Genomic DNA, 13,825 nt, shown 5'->3' with positions numbered 1-13,825 from the left:
TTAACTGTTTAGATTAATTTTTTGAATTATATATAAAATGATAATAATATGTGTGTAGAATTGAAAAATACAGATAGTTTTATCTGAATTTTGGAATATAAATTAACTTAAAAATTATATACGGAAATTGGTGCGTTTAATTATCAGAAATATATTTCTTATTCACTTTAGAAAAGATAAAAGAGATAGATAGTCCGAAAAATATAGCAATGCCTGATACAATGAAATAATTGATAATGTCTATTCTTACGGGAAATGCCAATGTTTCGCTGGCTTTGATCCAGCCTGTGTAGATCTGTAAAAAACAAATCAATGACCCTAAAATTAATCCGCAAAGAATCCCCAGTAAAACAATAAGAAGTCCTGTAAAGAAGTAAATCATCCGCAGATTTTTCATATTGAATCCAAGGGCGATCAGAGATTTGGCCTGCTCTTTTTTATCCAGCTGCAGGATTGTTATTGCACCAGCCAGATTGAATGTTGTAATGAAAATTACAAGTCCGAAAATCAGATAGATCATCAGTTTTTCGGTATTGATCATTTTCCAGAATGCCGCATTCTCTTCCGATTTGGTTTTTATTACAATCTGATCTCCAAGTGTTTTGAGGAGTGATAATTTTACAATCCCAGAATTTGCAGGATTTTTAAGTTTGATAACAATTTGATAGGCTGCATCTTTCGGAAGGTCAAGCAGTTCCTGAGCCAGTTCAATAGGTGCAATAATGTAGTTGTCTAGCTGATCATTCCCAGGGAAAACACCACTTACATAAATTTCTTTTTTATTGAAAATATCATTTTCCTGCTGAATGATTCCTTTTCCTGGTTTAGGCATCAGAACTGTCGCAAAATCCTGACTGGAGTTCACCGGAAGCGATAGCCTGTTGTCCAGGCCGTTTTCCATGATTACTTCATTACTGTAGTGGAAGTCCGGATACTTTCCGTAAAAGATATTTTTGTCTATAGGATTGACATTCGTATACGCAGAATCTACACCTCGCAAGTATGCAATTTCTCCGTTATCTTTATATCCGAGATATACTTTTTCTTCTATGATCTTTGAAAAACTGACAATGTCAGTGTCTTTCCGGAGTGTACTTTGGATTTTATTCATCTCCGGTAAAATCTTTCCTGACTTACTTTTTATTGTTAGATCTGCATGCAGATTGGTAATCATCTGATTATTGATCTCTTCCAAACCGGAAAATACGGAGATGATAATAAACATTGCTGCTACAGCTGCAACCATCGCAAACGCTGCCAACCAAGTAATAAAGGTTACAGCTGTGCTTCCCTTCTTGGAAATCAGGTAACGGGATGCTATGTAAAAAGCGTTTTTCAAACTCCCAGCAGATTAAAGAGTTGGGTTATCACCTTCGCCTTTCAGCTCTCTTTCTATGCGCTCTACATCGTCCAGGGTTGTATCCAGATAGAATGACAGTTGCGGGATTATTCTAACCTGCTTAGCCATTTTCTGGCCGAGATAGTTTCTGTAGAATGCATTATTCTCATTAATTTCCTTCATGATAGGCTTTCGCAATTCTGCCGGGAAGATACTGAGGTAAATTTTTGCAATTCCCAGATCTGGCGTTACCTTCACGTCAGAAACAGATACCAAAAAACTGTTCTGTTTGCTTTCGGAAGCCTGTTTACGGAAAATCTCCGCTATATCTTCCTGTATAATCTGTGCTACTTTTCTTTGTCTGTTGCTTTCCATAAGTTTTGCAAATTTAGTGATTTTGTTTTGATTTGATGAAAGCTTTTACAGCGTCGTTTACGCTTATGACCAAAGGACATTTCATATCTGTCATCAAAATAAAACCCGATTCACAGATGGAATCGGGTTGTTGTTTCTTTTAATTTGAAAAAAATTACACTTTCAAAATTTCAGCTTCTTTAATTTTCAGGTGGTCATCAGTTTTTTTAACGTAAGCATCGGTCAGCTCCTGGATATCTTTTTCAACCCCTTTTATAAGGTCTTCTGCAATTCCTTCCAGTCTTTTCAGTTCTTTGTTACCTTCCTGTCTTGCATTTCGGATAACAACTTTTGTCTGCTCAGTTTCAGCTTTTGCCTGTTTGGCAAGTTCGCGTCTTCTTTCTTCTGTCAAAGGCGGAACATTCAGGATAATGACATCGCCGTTATTAGAAGGTGCAAAACCAAGATTGGAATTAATAATGGCTTTTTCGATAGGGCCAATAGCGGATCGGTCCCATGGCTGGATAGAAATAGTCATCGCATCAGGTACAGAGACGTTGGCTACCTGATTGATCGGTGTCATAGATCCATAATATTCTACCATTACATCCTGCACCATAGATGTAGAAGCACGTCCGGCTCTGATTTTTTGAAAAGCGTGATCCAAATGCTTTATTGCAGCATCCATCTCTTGCTTTACTGATGCTACAATGAGTTCTAATTCTTCCATTGTATATTTAAAATTTGATAATTGACACATATTTTACATGAATGATGGATTATGAATGATAATGATTTAATCAAATATCAAAAATATCCCCATTTAAAAGTTGACTAATGTTCCGATATTTTCGCCGTCAATCAGTTTTTCCAGATTACCTTCTTTGTTCATATCGAAAACGATGATTGGTAATTTATTTTCATGGCTGAGGGTGAAGGCGGTCATATCCATTACTTTAAGATTCTTTTCGAAAACCTCGTCGAAAGATAGGCTGTTGAATTTGACTGCATCTGCATTTTTTTCAGGATCACTGTCGTATATTCCGTCCACTCTCGTTCCTTTCAAGATAACATCAGCATCGATCTCGATGGCTCTCAAAGTTGCAGCAGTATCAGTAGTGAAATAAGGATTACCCGTTCCTGCTCCGAAGATGACAACACGTCCTTTTTCCAGATGACGTACGGCTTTTCTTTTGATGAAAGGTTCTGCTACTTTGTCCATTTCGATGGCAGACTGTAACCTTGTCATGATGCCCGCATCTTCCAAAGCGCCTTGAAGAGCCATTCCGTTGATAACTGTCGCAAGCATTCCCATATAATCTCCCTGCACTCTGTCCATTCCTTTTGCAGCACCCGCTAATCCTCTGAAGATGTTGCCTCCACCAATAACGATGGCAATCTCACATCCTTTGTCTACAGCTTTTTTGATCTCGACAGCATATTCTTTTAGTCTGTCGTTATCGATGCCATACTGGCGATTTCCCATTAATGCTTCACCGCTTAGTTTCAGTAGGATTCTTTTATATTTCATCTAACTTATTATTTTTATTTCTTTTTTAACTGTGCAAATATAATGAAAGGAAAAGAATTACGTTAATAAAAAGATAGTTGTACAAAAATTTTGATTAGCATCAAAATAGATTATTTTTGCAAAGCCAAAAGATAGTGTTGAAGAAGTTTTACAGTCTGTTTTTAGTAACAATTTCCAGCGTGGTTTTTTCTCAGACGGGAACCACGGTTTACCAGTTTCTGAATATTCCGATGTCTCCCAGGCAGGCTGTCCTGGGTGATGCAGTATCGGTGCGTGATTATGATGTTAATTTTACGGCTGCCAATCCTGCCCTTATGAATCTGGAGATGGATAAAATGCTATCGGTGAATTATGCCTCTTATCTTGCCGGGACAAAAATCGGAAGTATCAGTTATGTCAGAGATCTGGAACATGGTCACCTGGTTTCCTTCAATGCAAAATATATGGATTATGGAAGCATGCCGAGAACCGATGAGAACTCTAATATCAATGGAGACTTCTCTGCTATGGATGCATCCGCTGGACTTGGCTATGCCTATCAGTTCGAGGACGACTGGACAATTGGTGCTAATATCAATTATGTAACATCAAAAATTGATACCTATACTTCATCCGCAATTACTGCAACAGCTGGTGTAACATACTATTTTGACAAATCCAATGAAACCCTGGGTTTAGTCTTCAGGAATTTTGGTTATCAGATCAGGCCTTATAATGGTGTAAGAGAAAAACTTCCGTTCCGGGTTGATCTCGGATATACAAAGATTCTCGATCAGTTTCCGGCTGCAATTACAATTACAGCTCATGATCTTCAGCAGTTCAATATCTCTGCAGCTACCGATATCAATGGACAGGAGACAAAATTCGGAAGAAAGCTGCTTGATCACTTATCACTAGGTGCGGAATTATTTCCCGGACAGGCTTTTAATATAAGGTTTGGTTATAATGTTAAAAGGGGAGGAGAGCTAGCTGTTTTGGATCAAAGAAGTTTTGCGGGTCTGTCAGCAGGTTTTAGCCTCAAGATTTCTTCTTTCCGGTTTGATTATTCTCACATGAGGTATCACAGTGCATCCAATGTCAATATGCTGGGACTCACAATGGATCTTATCGAGCTGGGCGGCAACAGAAGATAATATTCATTAATTTTCTGCCAATTTTATTAATCATTTAATTTTATTTTTTCGTCATACTCATTACATTTGCATCATGACAAAAAAACCGGTTATCGCCATCGACGGATTTTCATCTACAGGGAAAAGTTCGATTTCTAAAATCATTGCAAAAAAATTGGGATTGATCCACATGGATACAGGCGCACTTTACAGAGGTGTGACTTTTTTTGCTTTACAACATTGTCTAAACGAGGATAAGAACATCAATATCGAAAAGTTGATTTCAAGCCTTCCCTATATAAAGCTGGAATTTCAGGATATAGATAACGAGCTGCAACTTTTTCTAAATGGTAAAAATATCGATAGAGAAATCCGTTTTCCACAGGTCTCTGATAACGTAAGTCAGGTCGCAAAAGAAGCGGAGATTCGGAATTTTCTTTTGGAAACACAACGCAATATTGCCAAAAAAGGCGGGATTATAATGGATGGAAGAGATATCGGGACTGTGGTTCTGCCGAATGCAGATTATAAATTTTTCATGACTGCAAGCCAGGATGAGCGCGCTAAAAGGCGTTTTCTTGAACTGGAATTAGCCGGCGAAAAAACAGATGTCGAAACAGTTAAGCAAAACCTCATCAGCCGTGACAAAATAGACAGTGAAAGAGAAGTGTCTCCTTTGAAACAGGCTCATGATGCAATCCTTATCGACAATACCAACATCAACAAAGAGCAGACAATTGACCTGATTTTGTCCTATATCAAAAAGTTTTAACAAAATTTTAAGACCTTTATTTTTTCTTTGGCATTTTAGTTGTAAATTTAGAGTTAACAAATAATTGTTTAAATAAACTTAAAAATTATAATAATGTCAAAAAAATCAAATTCAGCAGCAATATTAGCTGCATTGTTGGCAGGAGCGGCCACAGGTGTAGTTCTTGGATTGCTTTACGCTCCGGAAGAAGGTAAAGAAACAAGAAAAAAAATCAGAGATAAAGCAAACGATCTCAAAGATAAAGCAGTAGATGAATACAGCAAAACTTCGGAAATCGTTAAGGATAAATATTCTGAAGTTTCTTCCACTGTGAAAGATAAGTATGACTCTTTGTCATCCCAGTTCAAGGAAACAGCGCAGAATGTTGCTCAGACTGTAAAAGACAGTTATGATAAATACAAAGATCAGGTGGTTTCAAAAACTTCTGATGTTGTAAAAGATGTAGAAACCGAATTAGATGGTATGAAATAAAACCTAATTCGGGAATACAAAAAGGAACTTAGTTTCTAAGTTCCTTTTTTTTTAAATTTGTGTGTAATTTTTCTAATAAGATTCCTATGGTAGAAATTATAAAAGATTATGCGACAAAACGTCTGGATCTTCTTCATCTCCAGTTTACCGAGAAAACGTCTTTGTCCGCAGGTTTGATAGCCTTCCTTTCGATTGTGCTTATAGCATTTTCGTTTTTTATTATTCTTTTTAACTTTGGTATTGCTTTTCTTATCGGAGAATCTTTGGGAAATATGTCCTATGGGTTTCTGATTGTTTCGGCATTTTATTTTGTATTGATGATCGTAGTTTTCTCAATCAAAAAAACAATTGTTAAGTCTATTGCAAACCAAGTTATCGAATTTCTAAAAAAATAAACCTATGGCAGCGAATTACAATAATCTGGATGAACTGAGAAGCCAAAAAAGGCTTCTGAAGCAGGAAATAGGAGATTTGGAAGATATTCTTACTTTCAAAAATAAAAAGCAAAGTCTGGGTGTTATGACGCACGGTTTTACAGATAAATATCTGAAGGAAACAAAAAATATTAACGGAGAAACCGAACTTTCTCTCGATACTGAAAATATAATGAGGGAGGTCTCTTCCGGAATCAAAGAATCTGTTTCTAAAAAAAATATGATGGGATTGGCAAATGATAGCGTAAGATCTGGTTTACTGGAAGATACACTTAGAATCGGTGCTGTAACTCTTGTCGGAAATTATGCAAAAAAGAATATGATGAATAAAAGCTGGAAAAAGAAACTGATCGGTGCTGCACTGATCTATGTTGCACCTTATGCACTTAGATTTTTAAGAAAAAAACTGGACGAATATCAGAGAAACAGGACGACATCCAGTATGGAGAAACTTATCTGATAAGTATTATTTCTTTGAAAAAATTTCGCCCAGAATTATCCCGGCTGACATGGAAACATTCAGACTTTCTGTGGATTGATATTTCCCGAATCTTGGAATTGTTACCATTTCTGAAATAAGTTTTTCAGTAGATGCACGCAAGCCGTTTCCTTCGTTGCCAAAAATGATCGAGAATTTTTCCGGGTAAGATATTCTATAAATGTTTTTACCATCCATATCAGTACCGATAATCGGATATTTATAATTTGACAGATATTCTTCAAGATCAGTATAAACCACATTGACACGCAGAAATGATCCCATGGTTGCCTGAATGACTTTGGGATTATATATATCAACCGTATCATTGCTGCAAATGATCTGCTCAATGCCAAACCAGTCTGCCAGCCGGATAATTGTTCCAAGATTTCCCGGATCCTGAATTCCGTCTAGAATAATCTGAATGCCGGTTTCTTTTATTTTTATATCATTGGGTATTCTACAAAGTGCCACAGAATCCTTCGGTGTTTGCAAGAAGCTTATCTTTTTCAGTTCACCAGGCAGGATTTTTTCATTTTTTACCGTTTTTATATCTAATTTTTCAGGATCGACAGAATATAGTTTGGTAATTTCATAGTCAGAATTCGGAAGTTCTTTTATGATTTTATTACCCTCAACTAAAAACAAATTGTATTTTTGCCTGTATTTTTTTTTGTCCAGAGACTGTATTATCTTAATAGTATGAGCCGTAAGCATATCAACAAATATTTTCAAAAATATCATATATTTTATTATTCTGCAATTTTCAGTGTGTTTTTGTATGCCTGCAACGTAACAAAAAAAGTACCTGATGGCGAGTATCTTTTGACAAAAAACAAATTTGATTATACAGACGGAAAGGTCTTTTCTGACGAGATCCCGGGACTTGTTGCGCAACGCCCCAACAAAAAGACGCTGATGTTCGCACCCATTGGATTAATTCTTTATAATAAAGCAAATCCAAAGTATGATACCATTCTCAAAGAATATATGACCTATCCGAATGAGGTGAGAAACCAGAAACTCAGAGATTCTCTTTTTGTGAAATATGGCCACCCGGAATATGTAGGGAAAAATCTTTTCTGGAACCGTTTCTGGCACACTGTCGGGCAGTCACCTGTTATTTATAGTGATGCCAAAACAAAGCAAAGTGCAAAAAGTATCAATAACAGACTGATCAACAGAGGCTATTGGGATTCCGAGGTGAAAACACAGGTTAAGAAAGACTCAGTAGCAAAAAAGGCAGAGGTCAGCTATATCATTACCCATAAAGATCCGACTTTTATCAAGGATTATTTCTATAATATTCCGGATCCGAATGTCAGAAGTATCTACGAAAAAGATATCAGTAAAAGTCTTGTAAAAAAAGGCAAAATTCTGGACGAGACCGTTTTGGAAAAAGAGATCAACAGAATTAATGACCTGATGAAAGATGAAGGTTATTATAAATTTAATAATGATAATCAGGATATTTATTTTGTGGCAGATTCTTTACAAAGCAGGAAAAAAGTTCCTGTTACAATGAATATCATTAAAGATTCTGTCGGCACACCTTACAGAAAAGCAACAATTGGAAAAATTAGCGTTTCTGTTACTGACAGGTTAAATGATGTCGGAAAACTTCCTTTGCAGGATTCATTAAGGGGAATTAAATTTTACAGACAGGATTCTGCGTACAAGCTACAATCCCTTTGGTTGCCTGTCATTTTGAAGACAGGAGAGCTTTATCAGCAGTCCGACCTGGATCTCACCAGAAGGAATATTCTTTCCATGAATAATTTCACCATACTGAAAGCGTCTGATGAGCTTCGCAAGGAAGGTACAGATGCGGAGAGAGACAGCATCGTGGATGTAGAATATGTTCTGAGACCACTTCCTAAATACGAATTTAATATCGCTACAGATATTCATTATTCCCAGATTCTTAATTTTGGTTTTTCACCATCGATAGATCTGACTACTCGAAATGTTTTTGGAGGTGCAGAAAACCTTGTGACAAGTTTTTCTGGTGTCATAGGAACAACAAAAGATCCTAAAGATCCGGGTGCTATTTTCAATGCTTATGAGCTTTCTGCACAGACATCACTACAGTTTCCAAGGTTGCTGGTGCCTTTTCGGAAATATTATAAGCTGATTCCTAAAAAATATTCACCGATTACAAATATCAGCCTTGGTGCATCGGTACAGAATAATATTGGACTGGGCAGAGTTAACTTCAATGCAGGCCTCAATTACTCGGCGAATGTTGAAGATGGCAGAATACAGCACAGGCTGACGTTATTCAATACACAGGTCAGTCTCACACAGAATAAGGATAAATATTATGATTTTTTTCCGGGAGATGATGAAGTTCGGCAAAAAGTTTTTGATCTGTATGCAGTAGATCATCCAGGTGTTATCAATTCCGGAGGTTCTTATGACGATATATCATCGGTCATTCTACAGGACGAAGCTTTTATTATACAACTTTTGAACCAGGACCCGAAGTCGCTCTATACTTTCATGCAGTCACTTTATAACAAGGAAAGACAGACACAGGATGTAATTATATCATCAATAATCTACAACTACATCTACAATGAAAATGGTAAAAAGGACTATGTCAATCCATTCTTTTTCAGTGGTAAAGTAGAACTGGCCGGGAATTTTCTGAATATGATAACCAAAAAAGAAGAGAATTATCTGGTATATGGTGATACAAAAACGATATTCAATATCCCATATTCTCAGTTTGTGAAATTTGATCTGGATTTCAGGAAGTATTTTACTTTTTTCAATGACCGTGTAAAACCTCACACATTAGCAGTTCGTCAGTTTGTAGGTGTTGGTATTCCTTATGGCAACTCAACCGAGATGCCGTTTATCAGATCCTATTTCAATGGAGGGGCTTATGACATAAGAGCATGGATGGCATTCGGAGGGCTTGGTCCTTCGGATTCTCAATTAGACGAAAGAGTGCGCTCCTATGCGATGGACAATGTGAAACTGACAACCAGTATCGAATACCGTATGCCACTTAACAATATGTTCGAAGCTGCTATATTCACAGATGCCGGTAACATCTGGGGATTAAAGGATAATGGTTTCGGCGATCAGTTTAAGTTTAAAAAATTTATCAGCCAGATGGGGGTCGGCAGCGGTCTAGGAATAAGGATGAATATTGCCTATGTCACTCTCAGATTTGATTTTGCATATAAGATACACGATCCTAACCGTCCAGTCGGTGAACGTTGGGTGATTGATAAAATAAAACTGCTGAAGCCGACTATTAATTTTGCTATTGGTTATCCTTTCTAAAAATATTATTTAAAATGCGCTGGCTCAAATTTGTAGTTGTCATATTTCTTTGCTTGTTTGGAATTTATTCAGTCACCATGAATTTCGTTGACGAGAGTAAAAGCTTCACACACGAATCTGAAGTGGCTTATCCTGTAGACAAAGTCTTTCAGCAGTTCGAGAATCTTCAGGATTTTTCATCTTGGAATGATTATTTTTCGGGAAAGTCGGGATTAAGCTATACCTATTTTCAGCCTTATGAGGGAACTGGAAGCGCAATGAAATTTTCTGACAAGAATCATGAAGAATTTGGTGATCTTTTTATCCGTTACTCTAATAAGAACCGTACAATCCGCTATCAGCTTTTTGAAGCAGATGATGATAATCCTTATCTGATTGATGTCAGATTCATTCCAAAAGGTAATAAAACAAAACTTCTCTGGAATATTCATACCCCGAAAAGAAGTTATCTGGAACGCTCGCTTAATCTTGTAGCTGAAGATCTTTTTGTTGAGAATATTGATAAAAGCATGAAAAATCTTTATCAGATTCTAGGCAATAAAGTGGATAAGGATCAGAAGCTTGCCTCGATAAAATATGACAGTATAATGGTTGAAAACAGGCCAGGAGAACTGCTTCTTGGCGTGAATGTCAGTACCAAGAATACCAAAGATGTGCTTTTCAAAAATGTTCTTCTGAATCATAGCAAAGTTCTGAATTTTGTGCGCGCAGATCTTGGGAAAAAGGATGATGAGTTTGGAATTCCTGTTCTGATAACCAATCCTGCAAATCTTAAAGACAAAGAACTTTCCTACTTTTATGGTGTTCCATTGTCCAAAAGAGTTGCTGTGAGCGATAATAACTTTAATTTCAAGCCGGTTAACGAGTCAAGAGTCTATTATATCTACTACCAGGGAAACTACAATGGCCGTGTGAAAAATATCCAGGAATTGTTAAAAAGAACGAAAAAAGATACGCTGAGAAACGGCCTGCTCATGGAAGAGTTTTTGGAGGAGCCTGCTGGTGATAAGGATGTTAAACTGAAGCTTTCCCTACCGGTTTTCAGATAAGCAAATCTGATAAATATCACTAATATTTGTCATAATAAATGATCGCCTTATATGTCAATCCGTAAAAATTTAGTAAATTTGTTGGCAATTATTTAAAATTAAAATTTTAACAGATAATCTGTAATAATGGATAAATTTTCATTTCTAAATGCCGTACATGCTCAATTAGTTGATGATATGTATGAGCAGTACAAAAAATACCCCGATGCAATGGAACCTTCTTGGAAAGCTTTTTTCCAGGGTTTTGATTTTGCTTTGGAAAATTATGGCGATGATAATCTTGATGCTGCTTCAGTTTCTAATTCTGCGCCGGTGCAATATGCTCAGCAAGCTGTTTCTAACAACGCTGTATCGGAGGACATTGCGAAAGAATTCAAAGTGGTGAACCTGATAGAAGCCTACAGATCGAGAGGACACCTTTTTACAAAAACCAATCCTGTAAGAGAAAGAAGACACTATTTTCCTACACTTGATATAGAAAATTTTGGATTGTCAAAAGACGACCTTAATAAAAAATTCAATTCTGCAACTCAGACAGGAATGCCTGGTCCTGCAACTTTGCAGGAGATTATCAATCACCTTCAGAATATCTATTGTGATTCTATCGGTGTAGAGTACATGCATATCCAGAATGTAGAAGAGAAAAAATGGATCATGGAATGGGTGAATGTGAATGAAAACCATCCAAAACTTTCTGCTGAGGAGAAAACTGAAATCCTTTTCAAACTAAACCAGGCGGTAGCTTTTGAAAATTATTTGCATACAAAATTTGTTGGTCAGAAACGTTTTTCTCTGGAAGGAGGAGAATCTCTGATTCCTGCTTTGGACCAATTGATAACGCGTTCGTCTCAATTAGGCGTTGATGAGGTAGTCCTTGGAATGGCTCACAGAGGGCGTCTGAATGTTTTAACTAATATTTTCCAAAAATCATACAAGCAGATTTTCTCAGAATTTGAAGGAAAAGAATTTGAGGAAGATGTATTCTCTGGTGATGTTAAATACCACCTTGGTTCTTCTAAGAAAATTACAACTGCAAACGGAGAAGAAGTTAGAATTAATTTAACTCCAAATCCATCTCACTTGGAAACTGTAGCCGCCCTTGTAGAAGGGATCTGCAGAGCAAAAGTGGATAACGTTTACAAAGACGATTATTCTAAAGTTCTTCCAATCATCATCCACGGTGATGGTGCAATTGCCGGCCAAGGTATCGTTTATGAAATCGCTCAGATGATGAATCTGGAAGGTTACAGAACGGGCGGGACAGTTCACATCGTTGTGAATAATCAGGTGTCTTTTACAACCAACTACCTTGATGCAAGATCTTCTGTTTATTGTACCGATATCGCAAAAGTGACAGATTCGCCTGTGATGCATATCAATGCTGATGATGTTGAAGCTGTTGTTCACGCAATGAGATTTGCAGCGGATTTCCGTGCAAAATTTGGTAAGGATGTTTATATTGACCTTTTAGGCTATAGAAAATATGGTCATAACGAAGGTGATGAACCGAGATTTACTCAGCCTAATCTTTATAAATTAATTTCAAAACATCAGAATCCAAGAGAGATCTACAAAGAACTTTTAATTAAGGAAAATGTAGTTTCTGATGAGGTTTTGAAAAAAATGGAGCAGGAGTTCAAAGCTTTGCTGGATGAAAACTTCGACGCTTCCAAAGAAATCGAACGAAATACAATGGACATCTTTATGAAAGATGACTGGACAGATTTCCCAATCGGCGGCAAAGGCTGCGTTTCCAATAGCAAAGTGGACACCTCTTACGATCTTGAAAAATTAAAAGAATTAGCCATAAAGATTTCTTCGCTTCCTGGCGATAAAAAGTTCATCAACAAGATTACCCGTCTTTTTGAGAACAGAATCAAAATGGTGGAGAATAATTCTTTGGATTGGGCAGTTGCCGAATTATTGGCATATGCTACGCTTTTGACAGAAGGTTACAATGTGAGAATTTCTGGAGAAGATGTGGAAAGAGGAACATTCTCTCACCGTCACGCTGTTGTGAAAACAGAAGATACAGAAGAGGAATATATCCCATTAAGACACGTTAATGAGCAAAGATTTGATGTTTATAACTCTCATCTTTCTGAATATGGTGTTTTAGGATTTGATTACGGTTATGCGATGGCTGCTCCGAAAACATTGACCATTTGGGAAGCTCAGTTTGGAGATTTTACGAATGGTGCTCAGATTATTGTTGACCAATATCTGGTTGCTGCTGAGGAAAAATGGAAAATCCAAAACGGAATGGTGATGATGTTGCCTCACGGTTCTGAAGGCCAGGGTGCGGAACACTCTTCTGCAAGACTGGAAAGATTCTTGACACTTTCAGCTAACGAAAATATTATCGTTGCTAATATCACTTCTCCTGCAAATTATTTCCATTTGTTGAGAAGACAGATGAAATTCGGATTCAGAAAACCATTGGTTATTATGACGCCGAAATCTCTTTTAAGACATCCGAAAGTAGTTTCTCCAATGGAAGATTTAGCCAACGGAAGTTTCCAACCAATTTTAGATGACCCGACTGCCGATCCGGCAAAAGTGGAAAGATTAGTACTTTGCACAGGTAAGCTTTATTATGATCTATTAGCTAAGAAAGAAGAGCTTAATGATGAAAAAGTTGCTTTGGTAAGATTGGAACAAATCTATCCTTTGAGTATGGATAGCATCAATGCAATCTTTGATAAATATAAAAACAGAAAAGCATTAATCTGGGCTCAGGAAGAGCCTGAAAATATGGGCGCATGGAGTTATATTCTTAGAAACTTCAGAAATACTGATATCCAGTTGATTTCTCCTGTTGCAAGCGGAACGCCAGCGCCGGGAAGTCATAAGATGTTTGAGAAAAATCAGACCAAAATCATCAATGATGTTTTCCAAACGGATGATGCTCCCGTAAAAAGACCAGTAACAGCTTAATAAAATTAATAAACTATAAAGAAAAACAATCTTCGGGTTGTTCTGAAATTA

General features: G+C 37.0%; 13 protein-coding genes. 8 read left to right on the top strand and 5 right to left on the bottom strand.

The window, feature by feature from the left end:
* Positions 1-136 precede the first annotated feature (136 nt).
* From BUA97_RS15380 to pyrH, 4 genes are all read right to left on the bottom strand, one after another.
* Complete coding sequence (locus BUA97_RS15380) at positions 137-1,339, bottom strand: ABC transporter permease (RefSeq protein ID WP_072999932.1); 1,203 nt, start codon at positions 1,337-1,339, stop codon at positions 137-139.
* Positions 1,340-1,351: 12 nt separating this feature from the next.
* On the bottom strand, positions 1,352-1,714 hold the full coding sequence (gene rbfA, locus BUA97_RS15375) for a 30S ribosome-binding factor RbfA (protein WP_072999930.1): 363 nt from the start codon (positions 1,712-1,714) through the stop codon (positions 1,352-1,354).
* Positions 1,715-1,868: 154 nt separating this feature from the next.
* The gene (gene frr / locus BUA97_RS15370; RefSeq protein WP_072999928.1) at positions 1,869-2,423 is read right to left on the bottom strand and encodes a ribosome recycling factor; all 555 of its coding nucleotides are present in this window, start codon (positions 2,421-2,423) and stop codon (positions 1,869-1,871) included.
* Positions 2,424-2,516: 93 nt separating this feature from the next.
* Positions 2,517-3,224: a UMP kinase gene (gene pyrH, locus BUA97_RS15365; RefSeq protein WP_072999926.1), complete on the bottom strand. Its 708-nt coding sequence runs from the start codon at positions 3,222-3,224 to the stop codon at positions 2,517-2,519.
* Positions 3,225-3,361: 137 nt separating this feature from the next.
* Here pyrH and porQ point away from each other — a divergent pair, with 137 nt between their 5' ends.
* The 5 genes from porQ to BUA97_RS15340 all read left to right on the top strand — a co-directional run bounded on the left by porQ (position 3,362) and on the right by BUA97_RS15340 (position 6,473).
* Complete coding sequence (gene porQ, locus BUA97_RS15360) at positions 3,362-4,357, top strand: type IX secretion system protein PorQ (protein ID WP_072999923.1); 996 nt, start codon at positions 3,362-3,364, stop codon at positions 4,355-4,357.
* Between the two features lie 73 nt (positions 4,358-4,430).
* On the top strand, positions 4,431-5,108 hold the full coding sequence (cmk, locus tag BUA97_RS15355) for a (d)CMP kinase (RefSeq protein WP_072999921.1): 678 nt from the start codon (positions 4,431-4,433) through the stop codon (positions 5,106-5,108).
* Positions 5,109-5,201: 93 nt separating this feature from the next.
* Complete coding sequence (locus tag BUA97_RS15350) at positions 5,202-5,579, top strand: YtxH domain-containing protein (protein ID WP_072999919.1); 378 nt, start codon at positions 5,202-5,204, stop codon at positions 5,577-5,579.
* 86 nt (positions 5,580-5,665) lie between these two features.
* Complete coding sequence (locus BUA97_RS15345; protein ID WP_072999917.1) at positions 5,666-5,974, top strand: hypothetical protein; 309 nt, start codon at positions 5,666-5,668, stop codon at positions 5,972-5,974.
* 4 nt (positions 5,975-5,978) lie between these two features.
* Positions 5,979-6,473: a phosphoribosyl-ATP pyrophosphatase gene (locus BUA97_RS15340; RefSeq protein WP_072999915.1), complete on the top strand. Its 495-nt coding sequence runs from the start codon at positions 5,979-5,981 to the stop codon at positions 6,471-6,473.
* Positions 6,474-6,479: 6 nt separating this feature from the next.
* Here the strand turns inward: BUA97_RS15340 and BUA97_RS15335 are convergent, their stop codons facing one another.
* Positions 6,480-7,208 carry a TrmH family RNA methyltransferase gene (locus tag BUA97_RS15335; RefSeq protein ID WP_073000113.1) on the bottom strand — a complete coding sequence of 243 codons (729 nt, stop codon included), beginning with the start codon at positions 7,206-7,208 and terminating at the stop codon, positions 6,480-6,482.
* Here BUA97_RS15335 and tamL point away from each other — a divergent pair.
* The 3 genes from tamL to BUA97_RS15320 all read left to right on the top strand — a co-directional run bounded on the left by tamL (position 7,194) and on the right by BUA97_RS15320 (position 13,774).
* Positions 7,194-9,788: a translocation and assembly module lipoprotein TamL gene (gene tamL / locus BUA97_RS15330; protein ID WP_084081361.1), complete on the top strand. Its 2,595-nt coding sequence runs from the start codon at positions 7,194-7,196 to the stop codon at positions 9,786-9,788. The two genes, BUA97_RS15335 and tamL, sit on opposite strands and share 15 nt — an antisense overlap.
* 77 nt (positions 9,789-9,865) lie before the next feature.
* Complete coding sequence (locus tag BUA97_RS15325; protein ID WP_245795946.1) at positions 9,866-10,837, top strand: polyketide cyclase; 972 nt, start codon at positions 9,866-9,868, stop codon at positions 10,835-10,837.
* Positions 10,838-10,963: 126 nt separating this feature from the next.
* Entirely contained in the window at positions 10,964-13,774 is a 2,811-nt protein-coding gene (locus BUA97_RS15320; protein ID WP_072999911.1) for a 2-oxoglutarate dehydrogenase E1 component, read from the top strand.
* The last annotated feature ends 51 nt before the right edge of the window (positions 13,775-13,825 follow it).

The sequence above is a fragment of the Epilithonimonas mollis genome (assembly GCF_900142325.1).
Lineage (GTDB): Bacteria > Bacteroidota > Bacteroidia > Flavobacteriales > Weeksellaceae > Epilithonimonas > Epilithonimonas mollis.
The sequence above is the reverse complement of the archived record's forward strand: the minus strand, read 5'-3'. Positions and strand labels throughout refer to the sequence as shown.

What these genes read in the sequence shown, in the direction of transcription:
- BUA97_RS15350 (WP_072999919.1), top strand. Translation starts at nt 5,202, where the DNA reads ATGTCAAAAAAATCAAATTCAGCAGCAATATTAGCTGCATTGTTGGCA.
- BUA97_RS15335 (WP_073000113.1), bottom strand. Translation starts at nt 7,208, where the DNA reads ATGCTTACGGCTCATACTATTAAGATAATACAGTCTCTGGACAAAAAA.
- pyrH (WP_072999926.1), bottom strand. Translation starts at nt 3,224, where the DNA reads ATGAAATATAAAAGAATCCTACTGAAACTAAGCGGTGAAGCATTAATG.
- tamL (WP_084081361.1), top strand. Translation starts at nt 7,194, where the DNA reads ATGAGCCGTAAGCATATCAACAAATATTTTCAAAAATATCATATATTT.
- BUA97_RS15345 (WP_072999917.1), top strand. Translation starts at nt 5,666, where the DNA reads ATGGTAGAAATTATAAAAGATTATGCGACAAAACGTCTGGATCTTCTT.
- rbfA (WP_072999930.1), bottom strand. Translation starts at nt 1,714, where the DNA reads ATGGAAAGCAACAGACAAAGAAAAGTAGCACAGATTATACAGGAAGAT.
- BUA97_RS15320 (WP_072999911.1), top strand. Translation starts at nt 10,964, where the DNA reads ATGGATAAATTTTCATTTCTAAATGCCGTACATGCTCAATTAGTTGAT.
- BUA97_RS15325 (WP_245795946.1), top strand. Translation starts at nt 9,866, where the DNA reads ATGAATTTCGTTGACGAGAGTAAAAGCTTCACACACGAATCTGAAGTG.
- cmk (WP_072999921.1), top strand. Translation starts at nt 4,431, where the DNA reads ATGACAAAAAAACCGGTTATCGCCATCGACGGATTTTCATCTACAGGG.
- BUA97_RS15340 (WP_072999915.1), top strand. Translation starts at nt 5,979, where the DNA reads ATGGCAGCGAATTACAATAATCTGGATGAACTGAGAAGCCAAAAAAGG.
- frr (WP_072999928.1), bottom strand. Translation starts at nt 2,423, where the DNA reads ATGGAAGAATTAGAACTCATTGTAGCATCAGTAAAGCAAGAGATGGAT.